At 65.1% G+C, this 15,365-nt stretch carries 11 protein-coding genes; 4 read left to right on the top strand and 7 right to left on the bottom strand.

Annotated elements, in window-relative coordinates; genetic code table 11:
• Positions 1-19 precede the first annotated feature (19 nt).
• A complete protein-coding gene (locus OG976_RS06125; protein ID WP_328359276.1) occupies positions 20-1,660 on the bottom strand; it encodes a GMC family oxidoreductase in 1,641 nt (546 codons plus the stop codon).
• Between the two features lie 174 nt (positions 1,661-1,834).
• Here OG976_RS06125 and OG976_RS06120 point away from each other — a divergent pair, with 174 nt between their 5' ends.
• The 4 genes from OG976_RS06120 (at position 1,835) to OG976_RS06105 (ending at position 7,169) form a co-directional block, all read left to right on the top strand.
• Positions 1,835-3,097 (top strand): glycosyltransferase, encoded by a 1,263-nt coding sequence (locus OG976_RS06120; RefSeq protein WP_328359273.1) that lies wholly within the window; start codon positions 1,835-1,837, stop codon positions 3,095-3,097.
• A gap of 180 nt (positions 3,098-3,277) precedes the next feature.
• Positions 3,278-4,660 (top strand): nucleotide sugar dehydrogenase, encoded by a 1,383-nt coding sequence (locus OG976_RS06115; protein WP_328359270.1) that lies wholly within the window; start codon positions 3,278-3,280, stop codon positions 4,658-4,660.
• A gap of 58 nt (positions 4,661-4,718) precedes the next feature.
• Complete coding sequence (locus tag OG976_RS06110) at positions 4,719-5,711, top strand: NAD-dependent epimerase/dehydratase family protein (protein ID WP_328359267.1); 993 nt, start codon at positions 4,719-4,721, stop codon at positions 5,709-5,711.
• A 174-nt stretch (positions 5,712-5,885) separates the two neighbouring features.
• The gene (locus OG976_RS06105) at positions 5,886-7,169 is read left to right on the top strand and encodes a glycosyltransferase (RefSeq protein WP_328359264.1); all 1,284 of its coding nucleotides are present in this window, start codon (positions 5,886-5,888) and stop codon (positions 7,167-7,169) included.
• On the opposite strand, the gene OG976_RS06100 is transcribed toward OG976_RS06105, so the two are convergent.
• From OG976_RS06100 to OG976_RS06075, 6 genes are all read right to left on the bottom strand, one after another.
• Positions 7,166-7,966 carry an ABC transporter permease gene (locus OG976_RS06100; protein ID WP_328359261.1) on the bottom strand — a complete coding sequence of 267 codons (801 nt, stop codon included), beginning with the start codon at positions 7,964-7,966 and terminating at the stop codon, positions 7,166-7,168. The two genes, OG976_RS06105 and OG976_RS06100, sit on opposite strands and share 4 nt — an antisense overlap.
• On the bottom strand, positions 7,963-8,718 hold the full coding sequence (locus tag OG976_RS06095; protein WP_328359258.1) for an ABC transporter permease: 756 nt from the start codon (positions 8,716-8,718) through the stop codon (positions 7,963-7,965). Before OG976_RS06095 ends, OG976_RS06100 begins: the two co-directional genes overlap by 4 nt.
• Positions 8,715-9,644, bottom strand: coding sequence for an ATP-binding cassette domain-containing protein (locus OG976_RS06090; RefSeq protein ID WP_328359255.1), 930 nt, complete (start codon positions 9,642-9,644; stop codon positions 8,715-8,717). The genes OG976_RS06095 and OG976_RS06090 overlap by 4 nt, the downstream gene beginning before the upstream one ends.
• Positions 9,645-9,766: 122 nt before the next feature.
• Complete coding sequence (locus OG976_RS06085; protein ID WP_328363220.1) at positions 9,767-10,828, bottom strand: NAD-dependent epimerase/dehydratase family protein; 1,062 nt, start codon at positions 10,826-10,828, stop codon at positions 9,767-9,769.
• Positions 10,829-10,905: 77 nt separating this feature from the next.
• Positions 10,906-13,092, bottom strand: coding sequence for an acyltransferase family protein (locus OG976_RS06080; RefSeq protein ID WP_442930436.1), 2,187 nt, complete (start codon positions 13,090-13,092; stop codon positions 10,906-10,908).
• A 121-nt stretch (positions 13,093-13,213) separates the two neighbouring features.
• The gene (locus OG976_RS06075; RefSeq protein WP_328359252.1) at positions 13,214-15,355 is read right to left on the bottom strand and encodes an acyltransferase family protein; all 2,142 of its coding nucleotides are present in this window, start codon (positions 15,353-15,355) and stop codon (positions 13,214-13,216) included.
• Between the last annotated feature and the right edge of the window lie 10 nt (positions 15,356-15,365).

Raw genomic sequence — 15,365 nt, 5'->3', positions numbered from 1 at the left:
GGGCGCCAAGATCTTTAATTCAATTGGCGAAGTGCGCCAGGCTCACGTGCTCGGCCACCCGCAACGCATTGGCCGCCACCGTCAGGCTCGGGTTCAGCCCGGCGCTCGAGGGGAAGAACGACGTGTCCACGACGTAGAGGTTCTCCACTTCGTGAGCCCGGTTGTGCGCGTCGAGCACGCTGGTCGCCGGGTCGGTACCGAATCGGCATGTGCCGCAGACATGTCCGAGGTTCGTGTTGTCCTTGCCGCTGCCTAGCGGCAGGGTCCGGAACGGTGTGAACACCTCTTTGAGCTGGCGCAGAAAGACGTCCCGACGGGCGATCTCGCTGGGGTGCAGCCGATAGTGCATCCGCATCCGCTGACGGCCGTCGGTGCCGGGCCGATCCGACGGCAGCACACGGTTGTCCAGGTAAGGCAGATCCTCGGTCATCGCGGCCAGGATCAGACCGCCGGTGAAGAACCGTTCGTAGACCAGACGCACCGCGGGGTTCATCAGGCGCATGCCCTTGCCCTTCCACCCGGGGCGGTTGGCCAGCCACTCCATCGGAGGTATGGCGCCGAAGGACTGGACGGTGCCGTACTTCTGGCCTTCCCAGTAGTAGAAGTCGTTGAGCCCGATCTCCTTGTTGGCACCGGTGATCTTGCTGTCGCGCTGCGGCCAGATCTCGATGGGGTCGAGCAGATGGCGCATCAGGTTGCGCCCCACATAATCCGAGCCGTTGGCCAGCCCGGCCGGCCAGTCACCGGAACGGGATTTGAGCAACAGCATCGGTGTGGCCAGGGCGCCGGCGGCCAGCACCACCACCTTGGCCTGCAGCGCCAGAGTTGCGCCGCGGTGCTCGCAGATCACCTGCCGCACCGCCGAGCGGTCGGCGTCCAGTCGGACCACCCGGCACTGATCCAGCAGTGCGGCACCGTACTCGGTGATGGCCGGCTCGACACCGTTGCGGGCCGAGTCGCGCTTGCAATTCTGCGGGCACAGATAGGTCTGACAGGTGGTGCACCCGTCGGTGTAATCGCAGGCCATCGGCAAGTGGTAGGGGTGCAGTCCGCGGCCTTGCAAGTAGTCCACGAGCGGCTGGTTGTCGGCCGAAAACGGCGGCGCCGCAGGCAAACCCACTGCGGCGGATTCGGGTCGCAGGGGATCGGGCTGGCCGCGAACACCGAGCAGCTTCTCGGCTTGGGCGTACCAGGGCGCCATCTCGTCGTAGCTGACCGGCCAGGCGTCGGGCACCGTGGACTCGCCGGGGTCGGCGAAGTTCTGCCGTGGGGTGAAGTCGCGGGCGAAGAAGCGTTCGCAGACCATGCCGTACAGCGCCGAGGATCCGCCCGTTCCGCTGCCGACGAACGGGACGAACCGTTTCGGCGAGCGCGCGCTGATGTCCTCGACTTCGTCGGTGGACCGGCCGCCGCGCGCGAGCGCATCGAAGTAGGTGTCCGCCGATCGCGACGCCTGCGGCTCGGCGAGTTCCGGCATGGCCGCGCGAATGACTCCGGGGGCCCCGGGCAGGGTGGAGCGGCCCTTCTCCACGAACAGCACGCGGCGGCCGGCGCGCGCCAGGGCGTAGCCCAGCGTGCCGCCGCCCATGCCGGTGCCCACGACGATCACGTCCCACAGGATGCGCTCCGCTTCGCGCGCGTCCAGATCGCCGTCGGCCAAAATGAAAGCTCCTCAGCGGATGATGCCCAGAGCGTGGCCCGGGCGCAGCGATCCGCGATCGTATCAGCCGACCTCGATGTCCCGAACCCTCTTTCGAAGGTCGCCCAACCGGTAATAATGGCCGGTGCTCCAGGCGCCGTCTGCGCACCGCCCGACTGAAAGGCCACCGCCGCGATGAAGTTCGTCCTCGCCAGCTACGGGGGCCGCGGCGACATCGAGCCGGCGGTCGTCGTGGGCAGGGAGTTGAAGCACCGCGGGCACGACGTGCTGATGGCGGTACCGCCGAACCTGGTCGGCTTCGCGCAGGACGCCGGACTCGAGGCAGTCGCCTACGGCCTTGATTCGGCCCCGATTCTGGAACTGCAGCGCCGCTACTTCACGCTTTACTCCCGCACGCCGTGGAAGGTCCGGCAACTGAGTCAGATGAGCCGGGAGACCGAAGCGTTCGCGGCCCGGTGCTGGCAGGAGATGACGACGGGATTGGCGGCGGTGGCGCACGGCGCTGACGCCCTGCTGACCGGGCTGATCTTCGAACAGCCCGCCGCCAACGTGGCCGAGCGGTTCGACATCCCGTTGGTGACATTGCATTACTTCCCCGTCCGTGCACACGGTCAGCTGTTGCCGTTCGCGCCTGCGGTGCTGAGCCGGGCGGGAATGAAGATCAACGACTGGCTGGCCTGGCGCGGCACCAGGGAGGGGGAGGACGCCCAGCGCCGGGAGCTCGGCTTGCCGGACGCGCCAGGGCCGGCTCCGCAGCGGATCGCCGAGCGCGGCTCGCTGGAGATCCAGGCCTACGACGAGCTGTGTTTCCCGGGGCTCGGGGCCGAATGGGCGAAGTCGGGCGGCCTGCGGCCGTTCGTCGGGGCGCTCGCGATGCAATCACCGACGCCCGCCGACGAGGAGGTCGCCGCCTGGATCGCCGCGGGCACCCCGCCGATCTTCTTCGGGTTCGGCAGCGTGCCGATCGGATCGCCCGAGGAGACGGTTGCCATGATTGCCGCGGCCAGCGCCCAGCTCGGTGAGCGGGCGCTGATCGGCGCCGGCGGGACCGATTTCAGCAACGTCGCGCAGTTCGACCACGTCAAGGTCGTGGGCCAAGTCAACTATGCGACGATCTTTCCCACCTGCCGCGCCGTCGTCCACCACGGCGGCGCGGGAACCCTGGCCGCGTGCCTACGGGCCGGGGTGCCGCAGCTCGTGCTGTGGACGCTGCCGGATCAACCGTTCTTCGCCGCTCAGCTCAGACGGCTGAAGGTAGGTGCCGGGCACCGGTTTGCCACCACCACGGAGAAATCGTTGGTCAAGGGTCTGCGCCGGATCCTGGATCCGCGCTACCGCGCCCGGGCCCGAGAACTCGCTCCCCGCATCACCACGCCCGCCGACAGCGCGGCGGCCGCGGCCGGCCTGATCGAAGACTTCGCCCGATCCGCGAGGTAGCCGTAATGGCGACGTCGCGACATCCGAATCATCAGCGTCGTCGTGCAGTCGAGCAAACTTTCCGATTTCAAATCGACACCGCGGCTCATCTACTAAGCTGCCGACCGGGTTAGTCGGGGATGCGACCCCCCGCGCCCTCGCATGGAACACGCACGGGGAACTGAAGGGCTCAGGAGCGCAATGGCTGAAGGCGTGTTCGGACGGACCGACGCCGAGATCGATCTTCTGGTCCGCGGCATGCAGTCGGGCATCGCCGTCGTCGGATTCGGCTACATCGGCACGGTGATCGGCGCCGTGCTGGCCGACCGCGGCTGGCCGGTCACCGGGATCGACGTTCGCCAGAATGTCGTTGACGAGATCAACCAGGGCAGGTCTCATGTGCCCGAACCCGGGCTCGACGAGTTGGTGTCCAACAGCGTGCGTGTCGGCCAGTTGAAGGCGACCACCGACTTCGCCGCCATCGCCGAGAACGACTTCATCATCGTGACGGTCGGTACCCCCCTCGGTCCGGACTTCGAACCCATCGTCGACGACATCAAGGCCGCCGCCCAAGCAGTCGGCCAGCATCTGCGGGCCGGCCATCTGGTCATCCTCAAGAGCACGGTCCCGCCGGACACAACCGAAAAGCTGGTTCGCCCGATCCTGGAGGAAGCCTCGGGTCTGCAGGCCGGTGTCGACTTCGGGTTGGCGTTCTGCCCGGAGCGATTGGCCGAGGGCCAGGCGATTCGCGAGCTGACCTCCATCCCCGTCGTGGTCGGCGCGGTCGACGAGCGCAGCGCACGAGCGTGTTCCACGCTGTGGCGCCACGCCCTGGGTGTCGAGTCCGTCCTGGTCGACGATCCCCGAACCGCCGAGATGGTCAAGCTCGCCGACAACCTGTGGGTCGACCTCAACGTCGCACTGGCCAACGAGTTGGCCAAGGTCTGCGACCGTCTCGGCATGGACGCCCTGCAAGTGATCGAGGCCGCCAACACCATGCCCAAAGGCGGTGGCCTGGCCAATATCCTGCGTCCGAGCATGGGTGTGGGCGGCTACTGCCTCACCAAGGATCCGTGGTTCGTCAACCACCTGGGCGAAACGCTGGGGCTGGAACTGTCGATTCCGCGGACCTCGAGGACTGTCAACGACACGATGCCGGGTTACACCTACGGACTGTTGACCCAGCTGCTCGCCGAGCAGGGTAAGTCGATCGAGAACTGCAAGATCGCGGTGCTGGGTATCGCCTTCAAGAACAACACCGGCGACTGCCGCCTGACGCCCACCAAGTACGTCTTGGAGTTCCTCGAGGACTCCGGATGTCAGCTCTCCGTTCATGATCCGTGGGTGCCCGAAGAGGAAGCGCACACGGTGACCACGATTCCCCTGACGGCGGACATCGAATCTGCGGTCAAGGATGCCGATGCCTTGGTGGTACTGGCTGGGCATCGAGAGTTTCACCAGATCCCACTGGTACGCCTCGCGGACCTCACCGCCGCCGGCTGTGTGTTCCTCGACGGACGTAACAGCTTCGATCCCGCGGCGGTACGTGCGGCGGGCTTCGCGTACAAGGGAATCGGTCGATAATCGAGCGGTAAGCGCGCGTCAACCACCGTAACCGGCTACCTGAAACGAGAGAGCACAGATGTCTAACGTCGTCGTAACGGGCGGCTACGGTTTCATTGGGTCACACCTGGTCACGGCACTGCTGGACCGCGGGGACTCGGTCACCGTATTCGACTTCGCCAAGAACACCCGCGACACCAGCATCGACTTCGACCGGCACCCCAACTTCCGGTTCATCCAAGGCGATGTCACCGATCCGGCCGCGCTGGCGCAAGCCCTGACTCCCGACGTCGACACCGTGTTCCATCTGGCGGCGGTCGTGGGTGTCAAGAACTACATGGACGACCCGCTGAAGGTCCTCGACGTCAACGTCATCGGCACCCGCAATGTGCTGGAGTTGAGTCATCGCAACGGGATTCACGTCGTGTTCGCCAGCACCTCGGAGGTGTTCGGCAAGAATCCCAACCCGCCGTTCGCCGAGGACGACGACCGTGTGCTCGGGTCGACCAAGACGGCACGGTGGAGCTACAGCACCAGCAAGGCGATGGCCGAGCATCTGGTGTTCGCGATGCACACCGCGTATGGGCTGCCGGTGACGGTGGTGCGCTACTTCAACGTCTACGGCCCACGGCAAGCGCCGATCTTCGTGGTGTCCCAGAGCGTGCATCGAATCCTCAACGGCCGCCAGCCCTTGCTCTTCGACTCCGGCGAGCAGACCCGCTGCTTCACCTTCGTCGACGACGCGGTGGCCGGTACCTTGCTGGCAGCCGGTGATCCGGCGGCGATCGGTGAGGCCTTCAATATCGGGAGCATGGTCGAGTCGACCATGCGCGACGTGGTGGACCTGGCGATCAAGATCGCCGATGTCGACGGGGTGTCGAGTGCGGAAGCGGTCGACACCGTGTCGCGATACGGCCAGCGCTACGAAGACATTCCACGGCGCATTCCGGACTCCACCAAGGCCCAGCGGGAGTTGGGCTGGCGTCTGCAGGTCGACGTCGAGGAAGGTATCCGCCGCACGATCGAGTGGGCGCGAGCCAACCCGTGGTACCTGACAGAGACCATCCAATAAGCGATCAGGGTTCGCAATTGTCTTGTCCTGGAAACAAACGATGTGTATCTTTCTGACGTCGCGGGCAATTCCTGACGGCTTTCGATGAGAGGCTGAGGGCCTTCGGAGGGACGGTTTTTCGTGGGCTTGGAGCCTCAACTCCGCATCGAAGCGGAAGGGTAAGCGTCCTTCTCAATGAAGTTCGTGTTGGCGAACTGGGGGACTCGCGGCGAGGTGGAACCGTTCGCCGCGATCGGCCGTGAGTTGGTCGGCCGTGGACACGATGTGCAGATGGTCGTCGCGCACGAGATGGTCAGCTTCGCTGAATCCGCGGGGCCTCAGGCGATCGGCTACGGGCCCACCCTGCAGTCCATCGACGACCCGCACCACGAATACTGGATGACGTTCTTCAAGCAACCGTGGCGGATCAAGGAACTGAACCGGCTATTGAATGAGGTTGCGGAGCCGCTGAGCCAGTACCGGCCGGACGTGCGAGACAAGCTGATCTCAGTTTCCGCCGGCGCGGACGTGCTGCTGACTGGGATGAATTACGAAGACGTGGCCATGAACGTCGCAGAGTACTGCCGCACGCCACTGGCCACTCTCCAGATTTTTCCGTTGCGAGCCAATGGCCGCCTGGTCCCGTTCCTGCCTGCGCGGGTGGGCCGGGCCGCGATGACTGCCTTTGAATGGGGTTCGTGGCGCGCAAAGCAAGGCGAAATCGATGCCGACCGGCAAGTACTCGGCTTACCGAAGTCAACCGCTCCATGGCCGCAGCAGATAGCCGAGCTCGGGGCGATGGAAATCCAGGCCTACGACGACGTGTGTTATCCGGGGCTGGCAGAAGAATGGGCCACCTGGAACCACCAGCAGATCCCCAAGCGACCGTTCGTCGGTGCATTGACGATGGAGTTGGCCGCACAGGACGATGAGGAGATCGCGTCCTGGATCGCCGGCGGAACGCCACCGATCTTCTTCAGCTTCGGCTCCATGCCGGTGGACTCTGCCGCCGACACTCTCACCATGATCGCCAGTGCTTGCGCGACGCTGGGGGAGCGGGCACTGATCGGCGCCGGCTGGACTGATTTCAGCAATGCCCCGCAGTACGACCACGTCAAAGTGGTGGGTGCGATGAACTACGCGAAGATCTTTCCCGCCTGCCGGGCGGTCGTGCACCATGGCGGCTCCGGCACCACCCATGCGGGCCTTCGCTCCGGGCGGCCCACCCTGATCCTGTGGATGCTGCCGGACCAGGCGTGCTGGGGGGCTCGGGTCAAGCGATTGAAAGTTGGCACGGGACGCCGCTTTTCGGCCACGACGGAGGAATCGCTGGTATCGGATCTTCGCAAGGTTCTTGCGCCCGAAGCTGCCATCCGGGCTGAAGAACTCGCCGCTCGGATGACGAAGTCCTCGGACAGCGTAGCGGCGGCGGCAGACCTATTGGAGAATTTCGCCCGCGCGCGGTCGCTGAAAGCCTAGCCGCCGGAGCCGCCGGACTCCGCTGCGGCCCGATACCCGCGCACGGCTAGCGGGCCGACGATGACGGCTAGTCCTACCGTCCACAGAACGCCGAAAAGCAGTGGGAGCCAGGGAAGGCCGCCCAAGGCGAGATCCCTCATCGACCCCACGATCGGCGCCATCGGCTGAAGTCTGAGTAATGGCCACATCCACGACGGCAACGACTCCACAGGCGGGGAACCCGAGCTGGCGAACACCGCGCTGATGGCGGGCAGCCCCAACCAGATAAGGACAGTGCCGTTCTTGGAACGCACCGCAATCGCGATGACCGCCATGGCAAACACGAGAACCACCATCACTGGAACCAGGAGGTAGAGCAGCAGACCGAGGGCGTTGCCTTCGAAACGAAGCCCTAGACCGATTCCTACCGCCGTGATCACGGCGGTGCTGACCAGCGTTCGGGCCGCCTCTGCCAGTAATCTGCCCGTCAGCGCGCTCGAACGGTGCACCGGCAGCACCCACATCTGGCTGAGCAAGCCGGACTCCCGTTCCAGGGGGATGGTGATGCCGACCGCGAGGGCACCGGAGAACGCACCCGCGATCGCGCACGTCGGTACCAAGCCGTAAAGGCTGTCGGTGCCGGTGATTCGCATGATCGATTTGCCGACCAAGAGGTAATAGGTGATCAGCAGAAAAGTGGGAAACAGGACTGCTTGGACCGGCACGAGTGGATCGCGCCGCCAATGGGTGAAGTGTTGCCCCGCGAACACCAGGGTCTCGTTCAGCAGTGAGCGCCGCGGCGGCGCGTTCACGGTCATGATGTGCGCCTCTGTGTCCGCACTGCAAGTACACCGAACAGCGCCAGCATCCCCAGGCACCAGGCAAGACTGGCGGCCATGCTGCTGGCTGACACATGACCCGACGCCAGCTGCCTCAGCGTTTCGGTGATCTGGGAGACGGGTTGGTAGCGCACGAACCCATGCAGCCATTGGGGGAACGACTCGGCAGGTGCCATTCCGGTGGACAGCATGATGAGCAGCATTTGCGGAACAAGTAGTACCTGGCTGGACGCGCCGGTCTTTCCAATGGCCGCCCCCGAGATTCGCACGCCGGTCGCGTCAGCCCCAAGCGATAGTGCCAACGTGAGCGCCAGAACGAGGAAGGTGAATGTGGCCAAATAGACTGGACCGCCGAACATTCGGAAGCCGAAGACATATCCGACGGCAATGGTGGCGACCAGCGCGATTGCGCCGCGGAGCAGGCAATACAACATGCGGGCCGCCAGTGGCGCCACCGTGGGGATCGGCAACGTGCGGAGCCGAACCCCTAGTTCGGACTGGTGATCCCGGGCAGCCCGGTCGACGGTCGTCAAGGCGCCGAGCAACGTCACCTGAATGATGATCACGGGCAAAAGATATTGCGGATAGCCGATTCCGCCGGTGTCGATCACATTGCGCAGGGCCAGGTTGAACACGATGAAGTTGCCCGCAGGCGCAAGGATCGCGAAGGGCAAGTCGTCACGCAGGGTATCTCGCACCATGCGCTCAGTGAGAACGGCAAGTGCAGTCACGCGGTGATGCTGCCCGTCAGGTGAAGAAATACTTCGTCCAGTGACGGCCTGCGCAGCGAGATGTCGGCGAGTTCAACGTCCAGCTGCTCCACTCGGCGAAACACTTCACTAAGTGTCGCAACACCGTTCGGTGCGAGCACCGAAACACTATTGGCCTCCTGATCGGCCTGTGCGTCCTCGAGATCTGCGAGCGCAGCCAATATTCTGGGCAAATCAGCCGGGTCTACGGGACTGACCGTGCAGTAGCTGGATCCCACCCGCCGCTTCAGGTCATCAGCGGTGCCGTTCGCGATGACGCGCCCTTGATCGATGACGACGATGGAATCACTGAGAACATCGGCCTCTTCGAGGTACTGCGTCGTCAGCAGGACCGTCACGCCTTGTGATGCCAACTCGGACACCAGGTCCCATACCGCCCGGCGACTGCGCGGGTCCAACCCGGTGGTCGGCTCGTCGAGGAAGAGCACTTTCGGGGGCACCACAAGTGCCACCGCGATGTCGATGCGACGCCGCATGCCACCCGAGTACGTCATCACACGCCTGTCGGCCGCGTGGCCCATGTCGAACTGTTCGATAAGTGCCTCGGCCCGCGAATGCGCGTCCTTTCGTCGCATCCCGCGGAGCCGACCGAACATGACCAAGTTCTCTCGGCCGGTCAGTTGCCAGTCGAGCGCGGCCTGCTGGCCGGTCATGCCGATACTGGCCCGAACCTGGGCGGCTTCTTGGAGCACGTCGAACCCCGCCACGACCGCGTGCCCGGCGGTGGGCCGGATCAGCGTGGACAGGATCTTGATCGCGGTGGTCTTGCCGGCGCCGTTGTGGCCGAGCAATGCGCAGACTTTTCCCGTGTCGACCGAGAAACTCACGTCCTGTAGCGCGTGTACATTGCCCCCGTACGTCTTCGCTACCCCGTCAAGCTCGATCACGAATGCACACCATAGCGTTGGCGCAGTCGGTTCGGGCGCAGTTGCGGCTTCTTCGCCGTCGGCGTGGATCTCATCGTTATCTTCTGTTTCTGACTCGCTGATGGATGCGGGGGATTGTCGGGCTAAACGGTCTGGTGCGGCTGACTTCCGATCCAGTCGAGCAGCGCCCGCATACCGTCCTCGAGCGACCATTTCGGATGCCAGTCGAGGTGCTGCGTCGTCGCCTCCACATCGCACCTCGCCGCCCGCACGTCACCATCGCGGAACTTCCCGACCACTACCGGGTCAGGCGCGCCGCAGATCCCGGCAAGCGCCTGTGCCAGCTCATGGATGGTCGTCGGTACGCCCGAGCCGACATCGACGCAGCGCGCGGGGGACGCCGGCTGAGCGATCGCGGCGAACAGCGCTTCGACGACATCGTCGATGTAGACGAAGTCACGCAGAATTCGGCCGTCCTCATAGACCTCTAATCCCTGCTTCTGCAGCGACAGCCGCGCGAACAGCGCGACGATTCCGGTGTACGAATTCGTCAGCGACTGGCCCGGCCCGTAGACGTTCTGCAGACGCAGCACGCTGAGGTTGGTGTCATGGGCAGACGCCCAGGCCCCGAGGATGTGCTCCTGCGCGAGCTTGGTGGCGGCGTAGATGTTGGTGGGCCGGGGTTGCGTCCGGGCCGCGCTGCTGGCCAACGGGACTGCCGGTTCGCCCGTCGGGCCCTGCGGGTCCCAGATGCCGGCCTCCAGTTGGGCGTGGCTGCGAGGAGCCGGGTAGAAGATCTCCGACCCGGACTGCCAGGCGCCCTCGCCGTAGACGGCCCGCGACGATGCCAGCACAAGTTGATCGGGCACGTGGCCCGCGCGGCTCAACGCGTCGACGAGCTGGGTCGTCCCCACCACGTTGACCGAACCGTGGCGGCTGGCTTCGGACAGCGATTGCGCCGTTCCGGTCTCTGCCGCCAGGTGCACGATCTGGGACGGCCGGAACAACCGGAGCACGGCATCGACGTCGGGCTCGTGAGTCACATCCCCGGTGAACAAGCGCACCGAGGCCGGAAGATCGATCGCCGCGTGTTCGCCGTGCACCTGCGGATGCAGGATGTCCATCACGGCGACCTCGTAGCCGGCTGCGACGAGACGGCGCGCGAGTGCTGAGCCGATGAATCCGGCCCCGCCAGTAATCAGCACGGGTATGGACAAAGCCGACCTCCGGTCGTCTCGTGGGGGGTAACCCCGATGGTCTGATTGCGATGGCGTCCAGGCCGTCACCGTTGTGCGAGCGCGCGATCAGCTAACGCTCCGATGACGGGTGCCAGTATTCGGGAGTATTGGTATGTCAGGTGGCTTTGGTCAAGGTAGACCAACGTATTGCCGACGATGGCCGGGCACGTCTCCTTGGTGCAGAAGAGGTCTGTGAGGTCGGCGTACTGTCCGTCGCTGGCTTTGGTGGCAGCGGCCTCGGCCTTGATGCCGTCTCGATTGACCGCCTTGAGGGTTGACGGCGAGCATGCTGTTGCGTCGTCGAGGTGCAGCGTGAGGCAGTCCGGTACCGCGGACTGCGGATCCGGAATCGGCCCGAGGACCAGAACCTGCGCGCCGGTGTCTCGCAGCTGATGCACAAGCCGTGTCATGCCGTCGGTCCACGCCGTTTCGTACGACGTGAAGCCGACACCCCAGCCATATCGGGCACCGTAGCGTCGCATCACGCTGAGCACGACCAGCTTTGGACGCTCTGCCCGCAGTCGTGCGATGACCCCGTCGCGCCACTGCCCGCACTCGGTGTAGTCCCGGCCCAGCACCGGGTTGATGGTGGGCAAATCGAGCATCGGGCAGCTGACTTTGGTCATGGTTTCCAGCCGCCACCTGCGCTGTCCGGCCAGCTGGTGGAAAGCAGGGTCCCACATCGCTGCATTGGAGTCGCCCACCAGGGCGACCGTGGTCCCCGATGCCGTGTCACCGGAGGCGCATTCGGGTTGTGCTACTTCGAAGAACGTGCGAATGCACCCACTGGAGGCATCGCCGCTGTGCGACGTCAGGTCTGCCAGCGGTGGGTTGAGGTTCGACGGGACAGCTCGGAGACCGGCCGAGGCCGCTACTGCAGCCTCTACTTGGGCGGACGCCTGTCGCACTGCTTGGTCGTAATCCTCGATGGTTGAGCCCGCTGGGACGGGCTTAGCAGACACTGCCAGCGGTCGGCCCGGAGTGCCGAGACCGACCGGGTCGGGAATGTGAAGTGCGAAGCCCACTGCGACCGCCGCCGCGGTGACGCCGGCACCCAATGCAAGGCTGCGTCCGGCAGAGTCGCGGATCGGTGCGGCGAACCGCAGCGGGTTCTCGATGAACCGCATGGTGAGCACGGCCAGCCCGACCGAGAGTGCGATGCCGGCCAAGCCCAACAACAGGGTGTGTCCGGTGACCGGCGCGATTGCCCACAGCGCCATCAGAAGAACCGGCCAGTGCCACAGGTACAACGAGTAGGAGATTCGCCCGATCGCACGCATCGGTGCCAGTCCCAGGACACTGCCGCAGCCTCGGGTGGGTAGTCCGCAGCCGGCGCCGATCACGAGCGCCGCACCGAGGGTCGGTAGCAGCGCCGCGGTGCCCGGATAGTGGGTGGTCGGGCCGAGCCAGATGCAGGCCAGGACGATCATGCCCAGTCCCGTCCATCCGGTGAGTGCGAGGACCTGATCTGAGAGCCGCTGCCATTGGGTTGCAGTGAGAGCCACCAGTCCGCCCACGGCGAGCTGCCAGGCCCGCGTGGGCAGAGAGAAGAATGCCACCGGCGGTGCCCAGTAGGTCGCCGCGAGCGACAAGGCGAATGACGCCACCGCGAGCAGCGTTAGCACGATGAGATAGGGACGCTTCGAGGCAGTAGCCGCGGTCCTGTTGCTGCGGCGGATTGCCCGGATGGCCCATGCGGTACCCAGGATGAGCGCCGGCCAGATCAGATAGAACTGCTCCTCGACTCCCAACGACCAGTAGTGCTGGAAAGGCGAGGGCGGCGCGTTGGATGCGAGGTAGTCGACGTCTTGGAATGCGAAGCGATAGTTGCTCACATAGAGGGCGCTGTAGATGCCGTCGGTGAGGACGGTTCGGGCGTGTAGCGGGGGTAATAGAAACGCCGCAAGGACCATGGTGACGATGCCGACGAAGGCAGAGGCGGGCAGCAACCGGCGGGCGCGGGCGCCATAGAAGTTGGCCAGCCGGACCATGCCCGAGGTGTGGGCTTCGCGCCACAGAATCCGGGTGATCAAAAAGCCGGAGATGACGAAAAAGACGTCGACTCCGACGTAACCGCCGCCAATGCCGGGGATCTGCGCGTGAAACAGAACTACCGCGGCGACGGCGACGGCTCGCAAGCCCTCGATGTCGGGGCGGAATCCGGAATCGCTCAAGCCCTGCGTGTGCAGGTCGCCGGCAGGGCTAACGCTGTCGGCTTGGCGCAAGTTCACCTACTTGATAGAAGAAGCGGCCGCGAGTCGAGGCATTCTTACATTCGGGCACGTTAATTAGTGTGGCTTTCGAGATCCGGATCAGTCATGGGTCGGGTTACTTGGCTAAGCGCGACGTATGTCATGTGTTCGCCAGGGATCGGTCAGCAAGTGCCGCCATGACTGGTGCCAACGTTCGGGAGTATTCGACTGTCATGTGATTCCAGTCGAAGTAGGCCAAGACGTTGCCGATGATGACCGGGCAGCGACTGTTGGTACAGAACAGGTTTGTGAGGTCCGAGTAGTAGCCGCCGCCGGACTGGGTTGCGGCAGCCTCACGGGAGATGCCCGCGTGATTGACCGCGCTCGAGCGTGACGGCGCGCATGCTGTCGCGTCATCGAGGTGCGAGGACAGGCAGATCGGCACGACCGATTGTGGATCCGGGATCGGCCCCAGAACCAGCACCTGCGCACCGTTCGCGCGCAGCTGCTGCACGAGGCGGGTGAGGCTGGCGAGCCACGCTGGGCCGTAGGCCGGCGTACTCGAGAGGAAGTTGCCCGATCCGTAGCCCCTCCACATGCTCACCACGACCAGCCGGGGATGGGTTTCCTGCAACCGGGCCATCGCTTGGCTGCGCCAGTCGTCACATTCGGTGTACTCGCGGTGAAGTTGGGGGTTGGTGACGGGCACGTCTATCAACGGACAGCCCGCCATACCCACAAACTCCAACCGCCACTGCCGTTCTGAGGCAACCTGCTGGAATGCCGGATGCCACATCGCCGCGTGTGAGTCGCCAACCAGAGCCACCGTGGTCTTCGAGGCGGTATCACCAGTCACGCAGTCAGGTAGCTGGCCGCGACTGAAAGCCAGGCGCAGACAGCCGTCGAGGTGGCTGGCCTTGTCTTCGGCTGCCGCCTCCGCCAGCGGCGGTTCAAGGTTCGATGGAACAGCGGTGAGGTCAGCCGATGCCTGGACTGCAGCCTGCACTTGGGTGAATGCGTGCTGGACTGCCACGTCGGCCGTCGAAGTGTCCGAGGCGGCGGCTGGCATCGTGGTGATTCGCAGCGCCACGGCCGGTGCGCCGGTACCGACTGGCTTCGGTACCACGAGCACGACCGCCACACACACAGCTACCGCAATTGCGGTGGCCACACCCCCGAGTACCAGACTGCGCCGGGGAGAATCTCGTATCCGAGGTGCAAAACGCAGCGGGCTCTCGACGAAACGCCACGTCACGACTGCCAGTCCGGCGGAGAGCAGCGCGGCGGACAGCCGGGCGGCCAGCCCCAGCGGATGACCCAGCGCCACGGGGGCCAGCAGCAGTATCGGCCAGTGCCAGAGGTACCACGAGTATGAGATCCGACCGATTGCGCGCATCGGCGCCAAGCCCAGAAGCCGGCCACATCCTCGCCTCGGTATCGCGCAGCCGGCGCCGATGACCAGTGCGGTGCCTAGTGTCGGCAGCAGCGCGGCCGTCCCTGGATACAGGGTCGCTGGACTGAATAGATTGCAGGCCAGAATGATTGAACCCAAACCAGCACATCCGGCCAACGCCGCAATTCGTGGCGGCAGCCGTCGCCACTGACCGGCGGTGAGGGCGATGAGACCGCCGACGGCCAACTGCCAGGCGCGCGTGGGCAAGGAGAAGAACGCCACAAAGGGCGCCCAATGACACACCGCCAGGGACAGGGCGAACGAGATGGCGGCGACCAGCGCCAAGACCAACAGATACGGACGTTGCGACGGCGTACGGCCTGCCTTACGTCGACTCAGGCGCCGAATTCCCCACGCCGTCAGGATAATTAGCGGCGGCCACACCAGATAGAACTGCTCTTCGACACCCAACGACCAGAACTGCTGGAACGGCGACGGCGGCAAGAATGGTGCGGAGTAATCGACGCCCTGCATGATGAACCAGTAGTTGCTGACGTAGAGGGCGCTGGCGATGCCGTCAGCGGCGATGGCCGGAATCTGTAACGGCGGCAAGAGGACAACGCTGGCGATCATCGTGGCAACGCCGACCACGGCCGATGCAGGGAGCAGACGGCGGGCCCGCGCCCCGTAGAAGCGGCTCAGCCCAACGGTGCCGGATGTCCCCACCTCTCGCCACAGCAGGCCGGTGATCAGGAACCCGGAGATGACGAAGAAGACGTCGACGCCGACGTAGCCGCCACCCAGCCCGGGAACCTCGGCATGAAACAGCACAACGGCCAGCACGGCGACAGCCCGCAGGCCCTCGATATCCGGGCGGAATTGTTTCTGGTCCGAGTGTTGCCCGTGCACTGCTTCGGCC

It is taken from the genome of Mycobacterium sp. NBC_00419 (genome assembly GCF_036023875.1).
Classification (GTDB): Bacteria; Actinomycetota; Actinomycetes; order Mycobacteriales; family Mycobacteriaceae; genus Mycobacterium.
This window is presented reverse-complemented; position numbering and strand designations above follow the sequence as displayed.

What these genes read in the sequence shown, in the direction of transcription:
- OG976_RS06110 (WP_328359267.1), top strand. Translation starts at nt 4,719, where the DNA reads ATGTCTAACGTCGTCGTAACGGGCGGCTACGGTTTCATTGGGTCACAC.
- OG976_RS06115 (WP_328359270.1), top strand. Translation starts at nt 3,278, where the DNA reads ATGGCTGAAGGCGTGTTCGGACGGACCGACGCCGAGATCGATCTTCTG.
- OG976_RS06120 (WP_328359273.1), top strand. Translation starts at nt 1,835, where the DNA reads ATGAAGTTCGTCCTCGCCAGCTACGGGGGCCGCGGCGACATCGAGCCG.
- OG976_RS06100 (WP_328359261.1), bottom strand. Translation starts at nt 7,966, where the DNA reads ATGACCGTGAACGCGCCGCCGCGGCGCTCACTGCTGAACGAGACCCTG.
- OG976_RS06105 (WP_328359264.1), top strand. Translation starts at nt 5,886, where the DNA reads ATGAAGTTCGTGTTGGCGAACTGGGGGACTCGCGGCGAGGTGGAACCG.